The organism is Haloarcula mannanilytica, from assembly GCF_005406125.1.
Lineage (GTDB): Archaea > Halobacteriota > Halobacteria > Halobacteriales > Haloarculaceae > Haloarcula > Haloarcula mannanilytica.
On the sequence record NZ_BIXZ01000001.1, the window covers coordinates 973,735 to 987,532 of the forward strand.

Here is a 13,798-nt window from a genome sequence, read left to right on the forward strand (position 1 = left end):
CGGGAATCGCCCGTCGTCTTTACGTACACACCACGCCTCACCCCGCTGTATGGACGACGTACCAGACCGCATCGAGCACACGGTCCTCGGACCGACGACGACGCCGGACGACGTACGGGCCTGCCTCGACGAGGCGCTGCAGTACGGGATGCGGGCGTGCATTCCACCGTGGGCGCTCCCGCTGGCGATGGAGTACGCGAACGTCCCGCTCACGGCCGTCATCGACTTCCCACACGGCCAGGGCCAGACCGACAGCGTCTGCCAGGCGGCCAAACTCGCCTGGGAGACCGGAGCCGAGGAACTGGACATGGTGTGTAACGTCGGCCTTCTCAAGGCCGGCGAGGACGATGCCGTCCGTGACCACATCACCGAAGTCGTCGCCAGCGTCCCGATACCCGTGAAGGTCATCGTCGAAGCGCCGCTGCTTTCCGACGACGAACTCGAACGGGTCGGGCAACTCGCCGCCGACGCCGACGCTGCGTACCTCAAGACCGCGACGGGGTTCAGCGAGGGCGGCGCGACGGTCCACGACGTGGAGATTCTCAGCAAGTACCTCCCGGTGAAAGCCAGCGGCGGCGTCGGATCGTGGGAGAAGGCGAAGGCGATGTTCGACGCCGGCGCGGAGCGCATCGGGGCCTCCAGCGGCGACACCATCGTTCGGGAGTGGCAAGCCGCGACGGAGGGCGAAACCCCGACCGAGACGGAACCAGACCCGGACGACGCGGACACGGCCGACACGGATACGCACGACTCGAACGCGGACGACGGTTACTGACCGGACCAATCCGTCGCCCTTTTGCCGTCCTGGCGATAGTGTTCGGATGAATGGCCCGGTATCACATCGAGACGTACGGGTGCACCTCGAACAGAGGTGAGACCCAGCAGATCGAGCAGGCGCTCCGGGAGGGCGGGCACCACCCCGCCGATGGGCCGGAGGCCGCCGACGTGGCGATCCTCAACACCTGCACGGTACTTGAGAAAACCGAGCGCAACATGCTCGCACGGGCCAAAGAACTCGATGCGGAAACGCCAGCGGACCTCGTCGTCACGGGCTGTATGGCACTCGCGCAGGGCGAGGAGTTCCAGGACGCCGACATCGACGCCGAGGTACTCCACTGGGACGACGTGCCGCAGTACGTCCTCAACGGCGAGTGTCCGACGATCACACCGGACACTGAGACGGTGCTCAACGGCGTTGTCGGCATCCTCCCCATCGCCCGGGGCTGTATGTCGGACTGTTCCTATTGCATCACCAAGCAGGCAACCGGGAAGATCGAATCACCCTCCGTCGAGGAGAACGTCGAGAAAGCCCGCGCGCTGGTCCACGCCGGCGCGAAGGAAATCCGCATCACCGGCCAGGACACCGGCGTCTACGGCTGGGACACGAACAAGGGAACGAGCCTGCTGCCGGAGCTACTGGACCGCATCTGCACGGACATCGACGGCGATTTCCGGGTGCGGGTTGGCATGGCGAACCCGAAGGGCCTCCACGGCGTCCGCGAGGAATTGGCGCGGGTGTTCGCCGAACACGACGAACTGTACAACTTCATCCACGCGCCAGTCCAGTCCGGCAGCGACGACGTGTTGGCCGATATGCGCCGCCAGCACGCCGTCTCGGAGTACCTGGAGGTCGTCGAGACGCTGGACGACCACCTGGACTACTGGACGCTGTCGACGGACTTCATCGTCGGCTTCCCGACGGAGGAACCGGCCGACCACGAGGAGTCGATGGCGCTGCTGCGCGAGACCCGTCCCGAGAAAATCAACGTCACGCGCTTCTCCAAGCGGCCCGGCACCGACGCCGCCGATATGAAGGGCCTGGGCGGCCAGACGAAGAAGGACCGCTCGAAGGAGATGAGCGAGGCGAAGATGGAACTCATGGCCGAGGCCTACGAGGAGATGGTCGGCCGCACGTCCTCGGTGTTGCTCGTCGAGGACGGCACCGACGAGTCGCTGGTGGGCTACGACGAGGCCTACCGGCAGGTCGTCATCGCCGACGCACAGGAGCGCGGGCTGGAAATCGGTGACACGGTCGACGTGGAGATCACGAGCCACAACACCGTCTACGCCTTCGGCGAGCCGGTCGAGCGGGCGCAGTTGGCGGATTAAACGGGTTGTGGCGCAAATTTTCAGTCGGAACCGAGTCGTTAGTCGCCGCCGTAGGCCTCACGGAGGAACGTCACCGCTGCGCCGAACATCGCGAGGTTCCCGAAGAACGCGAGGCGCTCGCCGCTCCGGTCGTCCGAGTCGGCGTTCCAGAAGTCGTGCATCGTCGGGGTCACGACGGCAAGGAACGTGGCGACGGCACCGGTCGAAACGCGGGGGAGTCGCCAGAATGCCGTCCCCAGCCCGCCGACCAGCATCATCCCTGAGGCCAGCGGGGCCAGCAGATTCGGTGCGGGGACGCCCGCCGACTCGGCGTACTCGATAGCGTCCTCCATGTCGCGGAAGTCCTCGGCGGCCTGAAGGGCGACACCGAGACCGAACAACAGTCGTCCGAGCGCTACCCAGCTACGTGATGAGTCGTCACGCATATGGTATCTGATGGCACGGCAGCTAATAAAACGTCATTCCAGGTCAGCGAGCCGCTCGACCTCTTCGTCGTCTTTCCACTCACCGAGTTCCTTCGGGTCGACGTGGATGAACGCGTCGTCGACCTCCGGGAGTTCCTCGATAGACTTGATAACCGCCGTCTCGATGTCGTGGGCCTCGAACAGCGTCAGATCGCCCTCCACCTCGATGTGGAGACTCACGTCGATCTCGGGGCCGACGTAGTGGGCGATAACGTCGTGTGCCCCCTGGACCCGTGGATGGTCGAGCGCACGCTGGAGGATTTCACGGCGGAGGTCCTCCGGCGGCGCGCCGCCGACGAGATAGGTGACGTTGTCCTGGACGACCTCGATACCGGTGTAGATGATCCCGACAGCGACGACGAGTGCGGCCAGCGGGTCGGCGATGGGATAGCCGACCATCGCGCCACCGACGCCGACCAGCGCCGCCCCCGCTGTGAGGATATCGTTGCGGTTGTCCTTCGCCGTCGCCACGAGCGCCGGAGAGTTCCGGTCCGTGCCCGCACGCAGACAGTACCGGTAGAGGGCGTACTTCGCGACGGCCGAGAACGCGAGCACGAGCACGGCGGCTGGCCCCTGTGTCACCGAGATGTTGCCGGTCAGCAGGGCCGACCCGGCGTTCCAGAGGACGAAGCCACCGGCGGCGAAGATACCGGCGGCGACGAACAGCGAGACGAACGGCTCGATGCGCTCGTGGCCGTGGGGGTGTTCGAAGTCAGGCGGGCGCGTCGTCAGGTAGAGGCCGGCGACGATGACCAGCGAGTAGGCGGTGTCGGCGGCGCTGTTGACCGCTTCGGACTGGACGGCGAAGCTCCCCGTGGTGACCCAGACGCCGGCTTTCAACAGCACGAGGAGGAGATTGACGCCGAGAACGAGCAGGCCGACTCGCCTGAGCGTCGCGCGGCGTGACATTGCTCCTTCGTTAACTGTCCGCCGTCAAAGCCGCTTCGACACCGGGTGGGCCGCCACGGAACCTGTCCAGCGACCACACTGGGCCGCCGTCTCATAGTGATTATTGTAGATTATTTCCGGATAGCGCCGCCCCCGGGGGACGGCGCGTCCCGGTAAATCGCTCCAAGAATCACTATCAGTCGATGCGGACAGCTTTGTCTTTGCTTTCGGGGGCGGTCGTTCCGTCCTGTGACGCGAACGCGGCGTACAGGCGGTCATAGGTGTCTTCGACAGCCTCGACAATGACCTTCGTGTCACTGATGACCGGCATGAAGTTAGTGTCGCCGTTCCACCGCGGAACGATATGTGTGTGGAGGTGGTCGTCGATGGACCCCCCAGCGGCGGAGCCACCGAGGTTCAGCCCGGCGTTGAACGCATCCGGGGACAGCGCGGTTTCGAGGGCGTCGAAGGTCCGCTGTTTCAGTCGGGCGTGGTCAAGCAGCGTCTCATCGTCGAGGTCACCGTACTCGCCGGTGTGGGTGTGGGGAATGACCATCACGTGACCGGGGTTGTACGGGTAGTTGTTCAGGAGGACGAAGGCGTGGTCGCTTCGCGCCACGAGGTTGTTTTCCCGGTCGGCGTCCTCGCTCTGGAACGCACAGAACACGCAGTCGACATCCGGGTTCGTCTCCTCGCGTTCGACCCACTCGATGCGCCACGGTGCGAACACCTTGTCCATACCACCGCTTGTCGAGCCACCAGCAAAAACGACGTGACTGGGGCTGTGAAATACGTATATAAAATTGTTGGCCGTTCACGAAGATAGATTGCGTTCTACGGCTGTAGAGAGACGATTAAACGTTTTCGCCGACTCTGTACCCGTATTCCACAAAAATCAGCTTCCGTCTGGCGATAAACAGTGCTGAACGGACCAGAACGGAGGGTGGTTTTTATACTGTCTTCCCGGTTTGTCCCAGGTGGGATGGCAGCGATAAACGACGGCGTTGACATGGCTGAACACTGCTCGGCGTGTGACCGTGAGACACCTCACGCTGTGCGTGTCCAGATACAGACAGAATCAGATAAACGCGAGAACGCGGCGTTTTCCCGAGAGCCGTACCGGCTCAGCGAGTGTCAAGTCTGTGGCACAACCACGTCGACGCGGATGAACAACGCCTGACCATCCCCACACCCCCACCCCACCGTTTCCGTACGCCACGCGGTCTCTGACTGCGTGGCCCACACACCCCCCACCCCACCGTTTCCGTACGCCACGTGGTTGCTGACTGCGTGGCCCACACACCCCCCACCCCACCGTTTCCGTACGCCACGTGGTTGCTGACTGCGTGGCCCACACACCCCATTCCATCACACCCTTTCAACCGAAACACGGAGCGATGCCACTCACAGCAGTCGATAGCAGTGCAATAGTTGTCGACCCGGTGGAGCACCGGGTTCGGATGCGAGCCGCTACCGCGAACGAGTCGTCACTTCACAGCCGTCCTCGGTGATGATGACAGTGTGTTCCTTCTGGCTGACGTAGGCCCCGTCCTGCTCCTTGAGAACTGGGTACCCGTGGACGATGTCCTGTTGCTTCAGGCGACGGAGCGCCATCTCCGCCCGGGGCGAGTCCAGCCAACGGGCGGCGAAGGGGAGCGTACGGTACTCTTCAGTGATCTGTTCGAGAACCTGTCGAGCCTGGCGGTTCCGGACTGAACCCTCGCGTTCGAGCGCGAAAATCTCCTCGTCGGCCCCTTCCTGAACCTTGCCGCGGCCGTCGGTGGCGAAGGGCTCGATTGCGACCACGTCACCTACGTCGAGTGTCGCGCCCTGTGCAACCTCGCGGTTCGGGATGTTCGGCGACGTGTGCTGTTCCCAGTGGCCCAGGCCGTGACCGGTGAGGTTCACGACAGGGTTGTAGCCGTACCCTTCGATGACCTCCTCGACGGCCGCACCGATCTGGCCCACGTCGACGCCGGGACCAGCAACGTCCAGTGCGGCGTCGAGCGCTTCGGCGGGTGCCTCGGCGAGTTCGTCCTGCCCGGAGAGGTCGACCGTCACGGCGGTGTCAGCGAGCCACCCATCGACGTGGACGCCGATATCGAGGTTAATCATCTCCTCGCCGAAGGTGGCGTCATCGTCGCGCTCGGGCGTGGCGTGGGCCGCCTCCTCGTCGATGGAGATGTTCACCGGGAACGCCGGCTTGCCGCCCAGTTCCCGGATCTTGTCCTCGGCCCACTGGGCGACTTCGAGATGGGAGACGCCGACTTCGACGCGCTCGGCCGCCTCGTCGCGCACCTGTGCCAGAATCTCGCCCGCTTCGCGGCATTTCTCGTACTGCTCGCTGTCGAGGTCCACGTCGGTCATGCACGCCGGTTGGTCGGTGGCGGGCAAAGGGGTTTCCCTCTGGCTATCTCGTCGCAGTCTGCATCGCGGCGGTGTTGTGTTCGGTCCCGGTGTGGCCGGCGTGGTCGAGGACTATCACGCCGGCGCGGCCGCCAGTGGTGTCCTCGAACGCTGCGATTGCTTCTTCGGCGGCCTGCCGTGGCCCGTACGTCTCTAGAAGGTCGACGGCACGGCGGGCGAGCCCGAACCGGGCGATAGCTTCCCCCTCGCCGGTCGCGCTCGCACCGCCGCGGTCGTCCGCGTAGAACCCTGCACCGATCTGGGGCACGTCACCGACCCGACCCGCCAGCGCGAACCAGCGCCCGGCGGTGGAGGTTGCCGCTGCGAGGCGGTCGCCGTCGGTCGCAACCGCGCCGACGGTGTCGGTACCGCTGAAATGTGTACGGACCCATTCGAGATGGTTGGCGGGGCCGCCGTCGGGTGAGTCAGCGTCCGCGTATCGCTGTCGCGTCTCGGGGGTCGTGAGGTCTTGCCCGGTTTCGATGCCCATGCCCGCCGCAAAGTCGACAGCCTCATCGCCGGCCAGGAGAACGTGTGGTGTCTCAGTTCCTACGGTACGGGCAACATCCGCGGCGTGTACAACGCCAGACATTGCACACACCGCTCCGGCCTGGCCGTCGTCGGTCATCAGTCCAGCGTCGGTCCGCACCTCGCCGTCGCTCTGGATGGCCCCACCGACGCCGGCGTTGAACGCCGGGTTGGATTCGAGCGGCCGAAGGGCGGTCAGCACCGCATTCATCGGTCGGTCCGTCCCCGTTGCCCGTTCAGCGGCATCGGAGAGCGTTTCCTGCCGGGCAGCCGGCGAATCGGACGGACTGCCCGCGCCGCCGTGAACGATGACATGCATGCGGGACATGTTGACACACGAAAGCCATATCACCTCCGGCTATAGCGAGAGGATAGTATATATGGACATGTGGCCATGGCAACCCTTTCTTTACGCACTGTGTTACCACGTCTGACGCAAAACGGCACGCCTTTAGGGGCGACTATCAATTGGCGGAATATGGGCTACGATTACGACAAAGTGGAGGTTCCCGACGAGGGACAGCAGATTCAGGTCACAGAGGACGACGAACTCGACGTTCCGGAGAACCCGATTATCCCCATTATCCACGGGGACGGTATCGGAACGGACGTGGGCCCGGCCGCACAGAAGGTGCTCGAAGCCGCCGCAAACGCCACCGGCCGTGACATCTCCTGGATGCGCGTCTACGCCGGCCAGTCCGCCCGGGACAAGTACGACGAGAACCTCCCTGATGACACCGTCGAGGCCATCAAGGAGTTCAACGTCGCCATCAAGGGACCGCTGACGACGCCGGTCGGCGCTGGCTTCCGCTCTCTGAACGTCGCGCTCCGAAAGACGCTCGACCTCTATGCGAACGTCCGCCCGACCTACCACATCGAGGGCGTCCCGTCGCCGGTCAAGGACCCCGAGGAGATGGACATGGTCACCTTCCGGGAGAACACCGAGGACGTTTACGCCGGCATCGAGTGGGAGGCCGGCACCGACGAAGTGCAGGAAGTCAAGGAGTTCGTCGAGGACGAGATGAACTTCGACGAGACCATCCACGACGGCCCGGTCGGCATCGGCGTCAAGCCGATCACCGAGTTCGGGACCAAGCGCCTCGTCCGCGAGGCCATCGACTACGCCCTCGAAGAGGACCGTGACACCGTCACGCTGGTCCACAAGGGCAACATCATGAAGTTCACTGAGGGTGCCTTCCGTGACTGGGGCTACGAGGTCGCCGAAGAGGAGTACGGCGAGCACGTCATCACCGAGGACGAGCTGTGGGACGAGTACGACGGCGAAGCGCCCGAGGACGCGCTCGTTGTCAACGACCGCATCGCCGACAACATGCTCCAGCAGCTCCTGACCCGTACCGACGAGTACGATGTCATCGCGACGATGAACCTCAACGGGGACTACATGTCCGACGCCGCCGGCGCACAGATCGGCGGCCTCGGCATCGCCCCCGGCGCGAACTTCGGCTCGGCCCGCTGTCTCGCAGAGCCGGTCCACGGCTCCGCCCCGAAGTACGCCGGCGAGGACAAGGTCAACCCGACCGCGATGATTCTCTCCGGCCGCCTCATGCTCGAATACATGGGCTGGAAGGACGCCGGCCAACTCGTGCGTGACGCCGTCGAGGAGACCATCTCCTCCGGTAACGTCACCTACGACCTCGAACGCCAGATCGAGGGCGGCACGAAGCTCGCCACCAGCGAGTTCGCCGAGAAGGTCGTCGAGAATATCGAGAAGCTCGCGTAAGCGAGTCGTCGCTGACTACCGGAATCTCCGTTTTTATTGCGCGTTGCAGCCCGAGACTGGTGAGACAAGCGCGCACATGGTCAGGCGGACGAAACCGTAGCTAATCAGTGAACGCTTCGACTGGAAGTGTCCGGACCGTCACTCCGTCAGCGGGAGGATCACACCGAACACGAGCGGCGAGAAGAGCCCGATGAGGATACCGAGCATTTCCATGTCGACCAGCAGTGTGTTGCTCCAAGCGGGGAGCGTTCCGAGGACGGCGTGGCCGCCGACTTCCCCCGCAATGCCGAGCAGGAACAGCCCGACACCGAGCAGGAACCCCCGCTTTGCGAGGACGGCGTAGTCTGCGTTCCAGCTTTGACTCATACTGGTCCGTTCTCGTGGGCCTACTAAGCTCTCTCGGATCGAAAAAGCTACAAGCCGGTTTACACTGATATTTGCGCACACATGGTTGGCTCAGAATCGGTTCCGGAACTACTCGAACTACTGCTCTCGACGCTTCTTGCGGCCGGGTTAACCGTCTCGGGGGCCGTCATCGAACAGGCCGCGTTCGCCGATCTATCCGGCGGGTTTTCTATGTTTGCCATCTGGGAGGTGTACATGGGACTGGTCCTGCTGTACGCCGGCTACACGCTCGGCACCCGACGAGTCCTCCCTGCCTTCGGTAGCGCCTGAACCAATCTGCTGTGGTGTGTCGCGGTCAGTAGTTATTGCTGGTCCGAGCGCTGGGTGGTGTTTGCGACCCAGTCCGGTTTGACCACTGTCGTAGACCCAATATTCGTCACCCTGATGTCCTGTGTGACACGGACCCACTGATCGCTCCACTCAGCGTCGAAAGCCAGCCGAAGTGCCGTGACGGTCCCGTCGTGACTGACCCGAAGCCGGACGGAGACGTTGCGGGGGTCACTGACGAACAGCGGCGTCACGAGCCTATCGGGGTTCGTGAGGCGAGTCCCGGCGAGGATGACACCGTCGTCGTTCCGACTGGCGACGGAGAGGTCGACGGCCTCACCGATACCGAGGATGGTCCGGCGCTCCGAGAGGTCCGAGATCGGGCCGTCGTCGCGGACGGTCCACGTGACACGGTGGGGCCGGTCCGCTCGCTCGTCGTACTGGGCCGCGACGATGGAGCCGTTGGTCCAGTAGTCGATGCGAGTGGTGAACACGTTCAGTTCCGTACCGTTCTGGCGGAACTGTCCGGCGTAGGTCGTTTTGTTCACCGCGACGTAGCGCGTGTGGTTGGACCGCCGGAGGACCGTCCCGTTGCGGTCAGTGACCCGCTGGCGCGTGACCAGCGTGTAGTTGGTCGTCGCAAGCGTTCGCGCGTGGGCGTTTGCGAGGGCCTGCGGAACGACCGCATCATCGCTCACGCCCGGCGGATAGCCGGCCCCATCGGTCGGGACCGGTGCCGGCGTGACCGTCTCCGGACTGTCCTGCTGGACGAATCCCGAACAACCGGCGAGGACGACCGCAAGCGTCACGACGGCAGCCACTGCCCGCGTCATTAGTTGCCATACGGTCGCAGGCCTCAAACAGTTATGGTTAGTCTTGCCAGTCCGGGTCCGTTCTGGGCGGGCTGAACACGTCGATGCCGCTGACCGGCTCCTCGCCGTCGTTGCGCGCCTCGTGTGGTTCCTCGCTCGGAATGACGTAGGAGTCGCCGGGGCCGATGACGTACTCCTCGCCGTTGACGTGGAAGGTAAAGGTCCCCTTTGCGACGTACCCGACCTGCTCGTGGTGGTGGCTGTGCTCCGGGACGGCCGCGCCGGGCTCGATGTGGAACTGCTGGACACTCATCTCCTCGCCGACCGCCAACTGTGTCAGATGGACGCCGTCAACCGCTTCGACCGTCTCACAGGCCGCCTGTGGTACTTCCTCCATGCGCCGTGGTGTCGCCCCCGTCGCACCTAAGCGTTTGTTCCAGTAGTCGTCTGCCGCGTCGGCTGTCGGTGGATTCAGTACCGTCCGGCCCCGACAGAGAGGCATGTACGCGGTAGTGGGGTGTAGTGACTGCAGCGCGCTGTGGGTCACCGAGGGGCAGCCGGAGACGACCCAGTGCCCGCGGTGTGGCACGCGCCGGAAACACGCAAAGCGCCGGAAGTTCGTCGAGACAGACGACGAGGCCCACGCACGCGAGGTCCGGGCGTCGATGCTGGCCAACCGGCAGGGAGAGGGCGACGCATTCGCAGAACTGGACTCCTACGCCGAAATGGAGCGGCAGGTCGACAACGCGGGCGTGAACGACGAGACGTATCTCGAAGATTCGGGGGTGGACACGGAGGCCGTGTCGGCGGCCGCCGACCGCGCCGAACAGGGGGCGACGAGCGGGGCGAGCCGCAAGGAGACGGTCACGAACGCGCTACGGGAATTGGACGAGCCGACCGAGGACACCGTCGTCGCTTACGCCGAGGAACGCGGTGTCCCACCATCGTACACCCGGAAAGCACTGGAGAAGTTGGTTCGTGCCGGCAAAGCATCGGAAAGCCGGGGCCAGTACCGCCTGCTATGAGTGCGACGCTGGACCTGGAGCCCGGTCCGGTCGCGGTCGGCTCGCTGGTCGGTCTCTCGGGGCTGCTGTTTCTGCTCACACCGGTGGTCGACCTGGTTGCCGTGGGGTCGCTGCAAGTGAGCACGGTCGCGCTCTCGGCGGTCGTCCTCGCGTTCGGGTTCGCACTGGGGACGGTCGTGTTCGCCCGACGGGGCCGGCGACTGTTCGCTATCGCCCACGGCGTCTTCGCCGTCGCGTGGGCACTGCTGGTGCTTGGGCCGCTACTCGGCCAGGAGTGGCTGCTACTCGCCGGCGTCGTCGTGCTCGTCGCAGGAGCCGGTTTTCTAGTGAGCCAGCGTCGGCAGTGACGGCGTGTTGCTTCGAAGGCAGCGTTACCGACCGAGGTCGGCGTGCGCCGAAGAGAGGTGTCGAGACGAGAGCGCCGCGAGCAGGGAGAGTTCCCCGGCCAGCGCGCCGGCGGCGATGACCTCCGCGAGCGCGTCGGCGTTGCTCCCGGCGGGGTCGCCGCCACCGGCGTAGCCCAGCACGTCTAACGCCTCGGACTGGGTCGGAAGCCCCGTCCCGCCGCCGACGGTGCCGACCTCCAGCGACGCGATGGTGACCGAGGCGTAGAGGCCGTCCTCGCGGGCGTCGACGGTTGTGATGGCGTTGCTCCCCTCGACGACCTGGGCGATGTCCTGGCCGAGCGCGAGGAAGGCGGCGGCGACGACGTTGGCGGCGTGGGCGTTGAACCCCAGCGCGCCGGCCTTCGCCGAGCCGACGAGGTTCTTGCGTGTATTCGCTTCGACGATGGCTTCGGAGGTCGTATCCAGTCGCTCCTCGACCTGCTCGTGAGGAATGAGTACGTCCGCGGCGACGGTCCGACCGCGCCCCTCAACGGCGTTGATGGCGGCCGGTTTCTTATCCGAACAGAGGTTGCCCGACAGCGCGACGAGGTCGGCCGGCGTCTCGGACTCGATAACGTCGCAGGCCGCCTCCGTTGCGATGGTCGCCATGTTCATCCCCATCGCGTCCTTGGTGTCGTAGGAGAACCGCAGGAAGACGCTGTCGCCGACGACGTAGGGCGTCACGTCCTGCAGTTCACCGTGGCTCGTCGTCGACTCGGCGGCGTCAGCCAGGGCGTCGACGTGTTCGCGGACCCAGGCCGACACCTCGCCCGCTTCGGCCACGTCTTCGACGCGGAACACCGGTGCGCGGGTCATCCCGGATTTGAGCACGCGAGCGGTCGCACCGCCGGCGGTCCGGATCGTCGAGACGCCGCGGTTGACCGAGGCCAGCAGCGCACCCTCGCTGGTCGCCAGCGGGAGGTGGTGGTCGCCCTCGGCGGCCCCGCCGTCGACGGGCAGCGGACCGACGACGCCCATTGGGACCTGTGCCGCGCCGATCATGTTCTCGATGTTGCTCTCGGCGTCGGCAGCGTCGAAGGTGTAGTCGCCGACCGCAGAGAGGTCCGTGCCAGTCTCCGCGGCCAGCAGGTGTCTGCGGGCCGCCGCCGCGGTGTCGGGGTCGGCGTGGTCTTCCAGTTCGTAGAGGCGTAGCTCACCCTCGCGGACACGCGCCGCGAGGTCTTCGGCGTCGGAGTCAGTCATACTGCCCGGTGTGCGTTCGGGACCCCTAACAGTTGCTCTTGGCGGGCGAACCGTTTTGCGGCCGCCGGTCGGGAACGTCGTATGGTCGACCTGCTCTCCACCTCCCCGTGGGACGTGCCAGACAGCGAGGTCTCGGACATAACTGTCACGCTGACCGTCAGTGACGGCAACGGAGTGTTCGACGCTAGACGTTGAATCCGACGGCCAGCGGTTTCGAAGGAGTTAGCTTTTGTCACACGGTAACAAATAACAATATTCGTCAATACACGGTATAGAATCTGATAGCCCACCAAAGACAGTAATAAAATCTGCAAAGCCACCAATATAGATGTTCAGTATCTAGTCTGCCACCAACAACTGTCTTTGAAGATAAAATCTTTTCATGTAGTAGTTCCGAAGTGAGAGTACCGACAGGTGGATACATCGTGCCCGAAATGGAAACTGCCGCGTTCGAGACGGACCTCAGCCTCTTCAAGTACGACAACCTCGAGCAGCTCCCGCCGGAGTACCGGGACCTCGAAGCAGCCGAACGGACCGAGCGCATCGAGAGCGCGCTCGACGAACTCGGTGACGACGTGGTCATTCTGGGCCACAACTACCAGCGCCAGGAGATTGTCGAACACGCCGACTTCATCGGTGACTCCTACCAGCTCTCGAAGGAGGCCGCCCAGTCCGACGCCGACTACGTTGTCTTCGGCGGCGTGACGTTCATGGCCGAATCCGCGGACATCATCACGGACGACGACCAGTCCGTGATTCTCCCGTCGATGGAGGCGTCCTGCCCGATGGCCGGGATGGCCGAGGCGCTACAGGTCGACGCCGCGTGGGCGGAACTGACCGCGGCGCTCGACAACGACGAAGAGATAATCCCCATCACGTACATGAACAGCTACGCCGACCTGAAGGCCTTCTGCGCCGAGCAGGGCGGGCTCGTCTGCACCTCGTCGAACGCTCACAAGGCCTTCGAGTACGCCTTCGAGAAGGGCGACAAGGTGCTGTTCCTGCCCGACAAACACCTCGGTGAGAACACGGCCCACCGGCTCGGCATGGCCGACGAGACGGTGGAGTGGGACCCCTGGGACGCCGAGGGGACCGACGCCGCCGACGCCGTGGAAAACGACATCATCCTCTGGGAGGGGTACTGCCAGGTCCACGAGCGGTTCCGCGAGCACCACATCGAGTCCATCCGCGAGGACTACCCCGACGCGAACGTCATCGTCCACCCCGAATGTCGCCGCGAGGTCGTTGAAGCCGCCGATGTGGCCGGCTCCACCTCGACCATCTGTGAGTCCGTCGCCGAGGCCGACCCCGGCGAGACGTGGGCTATTGGCACCGAGATTCACCTCACCCACCACCTCCAGCGGTGGCACCCCGACGTGAACGTCGTGCCGCTGTGTGGCGAGGCCTGCATGGACTGCAACGCCATGCGCCAGATCGACCCGAACTACCTCGCGTGGGTGCTGGAGGAACTGGTCGCGGGCCGCGAGCGCAACGTCATCGAGGTCGCGCCCGAAGAGAAGGGCCTGGCACAGGTCGCGATGGACCGGATGCTGGAGATATAACC

General features: G+C 64.7%; 17 protein-coding genes. 8 read left to right on the forward strand and 9 right to left on the reverse strand.

What is annotated here, in order from left to right; translation table 11 throughout:
* The first annotated feature begins 49 nt into the window (after positions 1 to 49).
* Together deoC and Harman_RS04960 are read left to right on the forward strand one after the other, a co-directional pair.
* Complete coding sequence (deoC, locus tag Harman_RS04955) at positions 50 to 775, forward strand: deoxyribose-phosphate aldolase (protein WP_137682687.1); 726 nt, start codon at positions 50 to 52, stop codon at positions 773 to 775.
* 50 nt (positions 776 to 825) lie between these two features.
* Positions 826 to 2,109: a tRNA (N(6)-L-threonylcarbamoyladenosine(37)-C(2))-methylthiotransferase gene (locus Harman_RS04960; RefSeq protein WP_137682688.1), complete on the forward strand. Its 1,284-nt coding sequence runs from the start codon at positions 826 to 828 to the stop codon at positions 2,107 to 2,109.
* Between the two features lie 38 nt (positions 2,110 to 2,147).
* Here the strand turns inward: Harman_RS04960 and Harman_RS04965 are convergent, their stop codons facing one another.
* The 3 genes from Harman_RS04965 to Harman_RS04975 all read right to left on the reverse strand — a co-directional run bounded on the left by Harman_RS04965 (position 2,148) and on the right by Harman_RS04975 (position 4,200).
* The gene (locus tag Harman_RS04965) at positions 2,148 to 2,534 is read right to left on the reverse strand and encodes a DoxX family protein (RefSeq protein ID WP_137682689.1); all 387 of its coding nucleotides are present in this window, start codon (positions 2,532 to 2,534) and stop codon (positions 2,148 to 2,150) included.
* A gap of 33 nt (positions 2,535 to 2,567) precedes the next feature.
* Entirely contained in the window at positions 2,568 to 3,482 is a 915-nt protein-coding gene (locus Harman_RS04970; RefSeq protein WP_137682690.1) for a cation diffusion facilitator family transporter, read from the reverse strand.
* Between the two features lie 175 nt (positions 3,483 to 3,657).
* Complete coding sequence (locus Harman_RS04975; protein ID WP_137682691.1) at positions 3,658 to 4,200, reverse strand: HIT family protein; 543 nt, start codon at positions 4,198 to 4,200, stop codon at positions 3,658 to 3,660.
* Positions 4,201 to 4,443: 243 nt separating this feature from the next.
* Here Harman_RS04975 and Harman_RS21735 point away from each other — a divergent pair, with 243 nt between their 5' ends.
* Entirely contained in the window at positions 4,444 to 4,641 is a 198-nt protein-coding gene (locus Harman_RS21735) for a DUF7835 family putative zinc beta-ribbon protein (RefSeq protein ID WP_137682692.1), read from the forward strand.
* 290 nt (positions 4,642 to 4,931) lie between these two features.
* Here the strand turns inward: Harman_RS21735 and map are convergent, their stop codons facing one another.
* Together map and Harman_RS04990 are read right to left on the reverse strand one after the other, a co-directional pair.
* A complete protein-coding gene (gene map, locus Harman_RS04985) occupies positions 4,932 to 5,828 on the reverse strand; it encodes a type II methionyl aminopeptidase (RefSeq protein WP_137682693.1) in 897 nt (298 codons plus the stop codon).
* Positions 5,829 to 5,871: 43 nt separating this feature from the next.
* Complete coding sequence (locus Harman_RS04990; RefSeq protein ID WP_137682694.1) at positions 5,872 to 6,714, reverse strand: isoaspartyl peptidase/L-asparaginase; 843 nt, start codon at positions 6,712 to 6,714, stop codon at positions 5,872 to 5,874.
* A gap of 159 nt (positions 6,715 to 6,873) precedes the next feature.
* Between Harman_RS04990 and icd the strand changes: the two genes are divergently transcribed.
* Positions 6,874 to 8,136 (forward strand): isocitrate dehydrogenase (NADP(+)), encoded by a 1,263-nt coding sequence (icd, locus tag Harman_RS04995; protein WP_137682695.1) that lies wholly within the window; start codon positions 6,874 to 6,876, stop codon positions 8,134 to 8,136.
* A 138-nt stretch (positions 8,137 to 8,274) separates the two neighbouring features.
* Here the strand turns inward: icd and Harman_RS05000 are convergent, their stop codons facing one another.
* Positions 8,275 to 8,502 (reverse strand): DUF7860 family protein, encoded by a 228-nt coding sequence (locus Harman_RS05000; RefSeq protein ID WP_137682696.1) that lies wholly within the window; start codon positions 8,500 to 8,502, stop codon positions 8,275 to 8,277.
* A gap of 81 nt (positions 8,503 to 8,583) precedes the next feature.
* Between Harman_RS05000 and Harman_RS05005 the strand changes: the two genes are divergently transcribed.
* Positions 8,584 to 8,811, forward strand: a complete 228-nt coding sequence (locus tag Harman_RS05005) for a hypothetical protein (RefSeq protein ID WP_137682697.1) — start codon at positions 8,584 to 8,586, stop codon at positions 8,809 to 8,811.
* A 32-nt stretch (positions 8,812 to 8,843) separates the two neighbouring features.
* Here the strand turns inward: Harman_RS05005 and Harman_RS05010 are convergent, their stop codons facing one another.
* Together Harman_RS05010 and Harman_RS05015 are read right to left on the reverse strand one after the other, a co-directional pair.
* Complete coding sequence (locus tag Harman_RS05010) at positions 8,844 to 9,641, reverse strand: hypothetical protein (protein WP_137682698.1); 798 nt, start codon at positions 9,639 to 9,641, stop codon at positions 8,844 to 8,846.
* Positions 9,642 to 9,678: 37 nt separating this feature from the next.
* Positions 9,679 to 10,017 carry a cupin domain-containing protein gene (locus Harman_RS05015; protein WP_137682699.1) on the reverse strand — a complete coding sequence of 113 codons (339 nt, stop codon included), beginning with the start codon at positions 10,015 to 10,017 and terminating at the stop codon, positions 9,679 to 9,681.
* A 103-nt stretch (positions 10,018 to 10,120) separates the two neighbouring features.
* Here Harman_RS05015 and Harman_RS05020 point away from each other — a divergent pair, with 103 nt between their 5' ends.
* Together Harman_RS05020 and Harman_RS05025 are read left to right on the forward strand one after the other, a co-directional pair.
* Complete coding sequence (locus Harman_RS05020; protein WP_137682700.1) at positions 10,121 to 10,645, forward strand: DUF5817 domain-containing protein; 525 nt, start codon at positions 10,121 to 10,123, stop codon at positions 10,643 to 10,645.
* Positions 10,642 to 10,992, forward strand: a complete 351-nt coding sequence (locus Harman_RS05025) for a hypothetical protein (protein WP_137682701.1) — start codon at positions 10,642 to 10,644, stop codon at positions 10,990 to 10,992. Before Harman_RS05020 ends, Harman_RS05025 begins: the two co-directional genes overlap by 4 nt.
* A 24-nt stretch (positions 10,993 to 11,016) precedes the next feature.
* On the opposite strand, the gene hmgA is transcribed toward Harman_RS05025, so the two are convergent.
* On the reverse strand, positions 11,017 to 12,234 hold the full coding sequence (gene hmgA, locus Harman_RS05030; protein ID WP_137682702.1) for a hydroxymethylglutaryl-CoA reductase (NADPH): 1,218 nt from the start codon (positions 12,232 to 12,234) through the stop codon (positions 11,017 to 11,019).
* A 434-nt stretch (positions 12,235 to 12,668) separates the two neighbouring features.
* Between hmgA and nadA the strand changes: the two genes are divergently transcribed.
* Positions 12,669 to 13,796, forward strand: a complete 1,128-nt coding sequence (nadA, locus tag Harman_RS05035) for a quinolinate synthase NadA (RefSeq protein ID WP_200830848.1) — start codon at positions 12,669 to 12,671, stop codon at positions 13,794 to 13,796.
* Positions 13,797 to 13,798 lie beyond the last annotated feature (2 nt).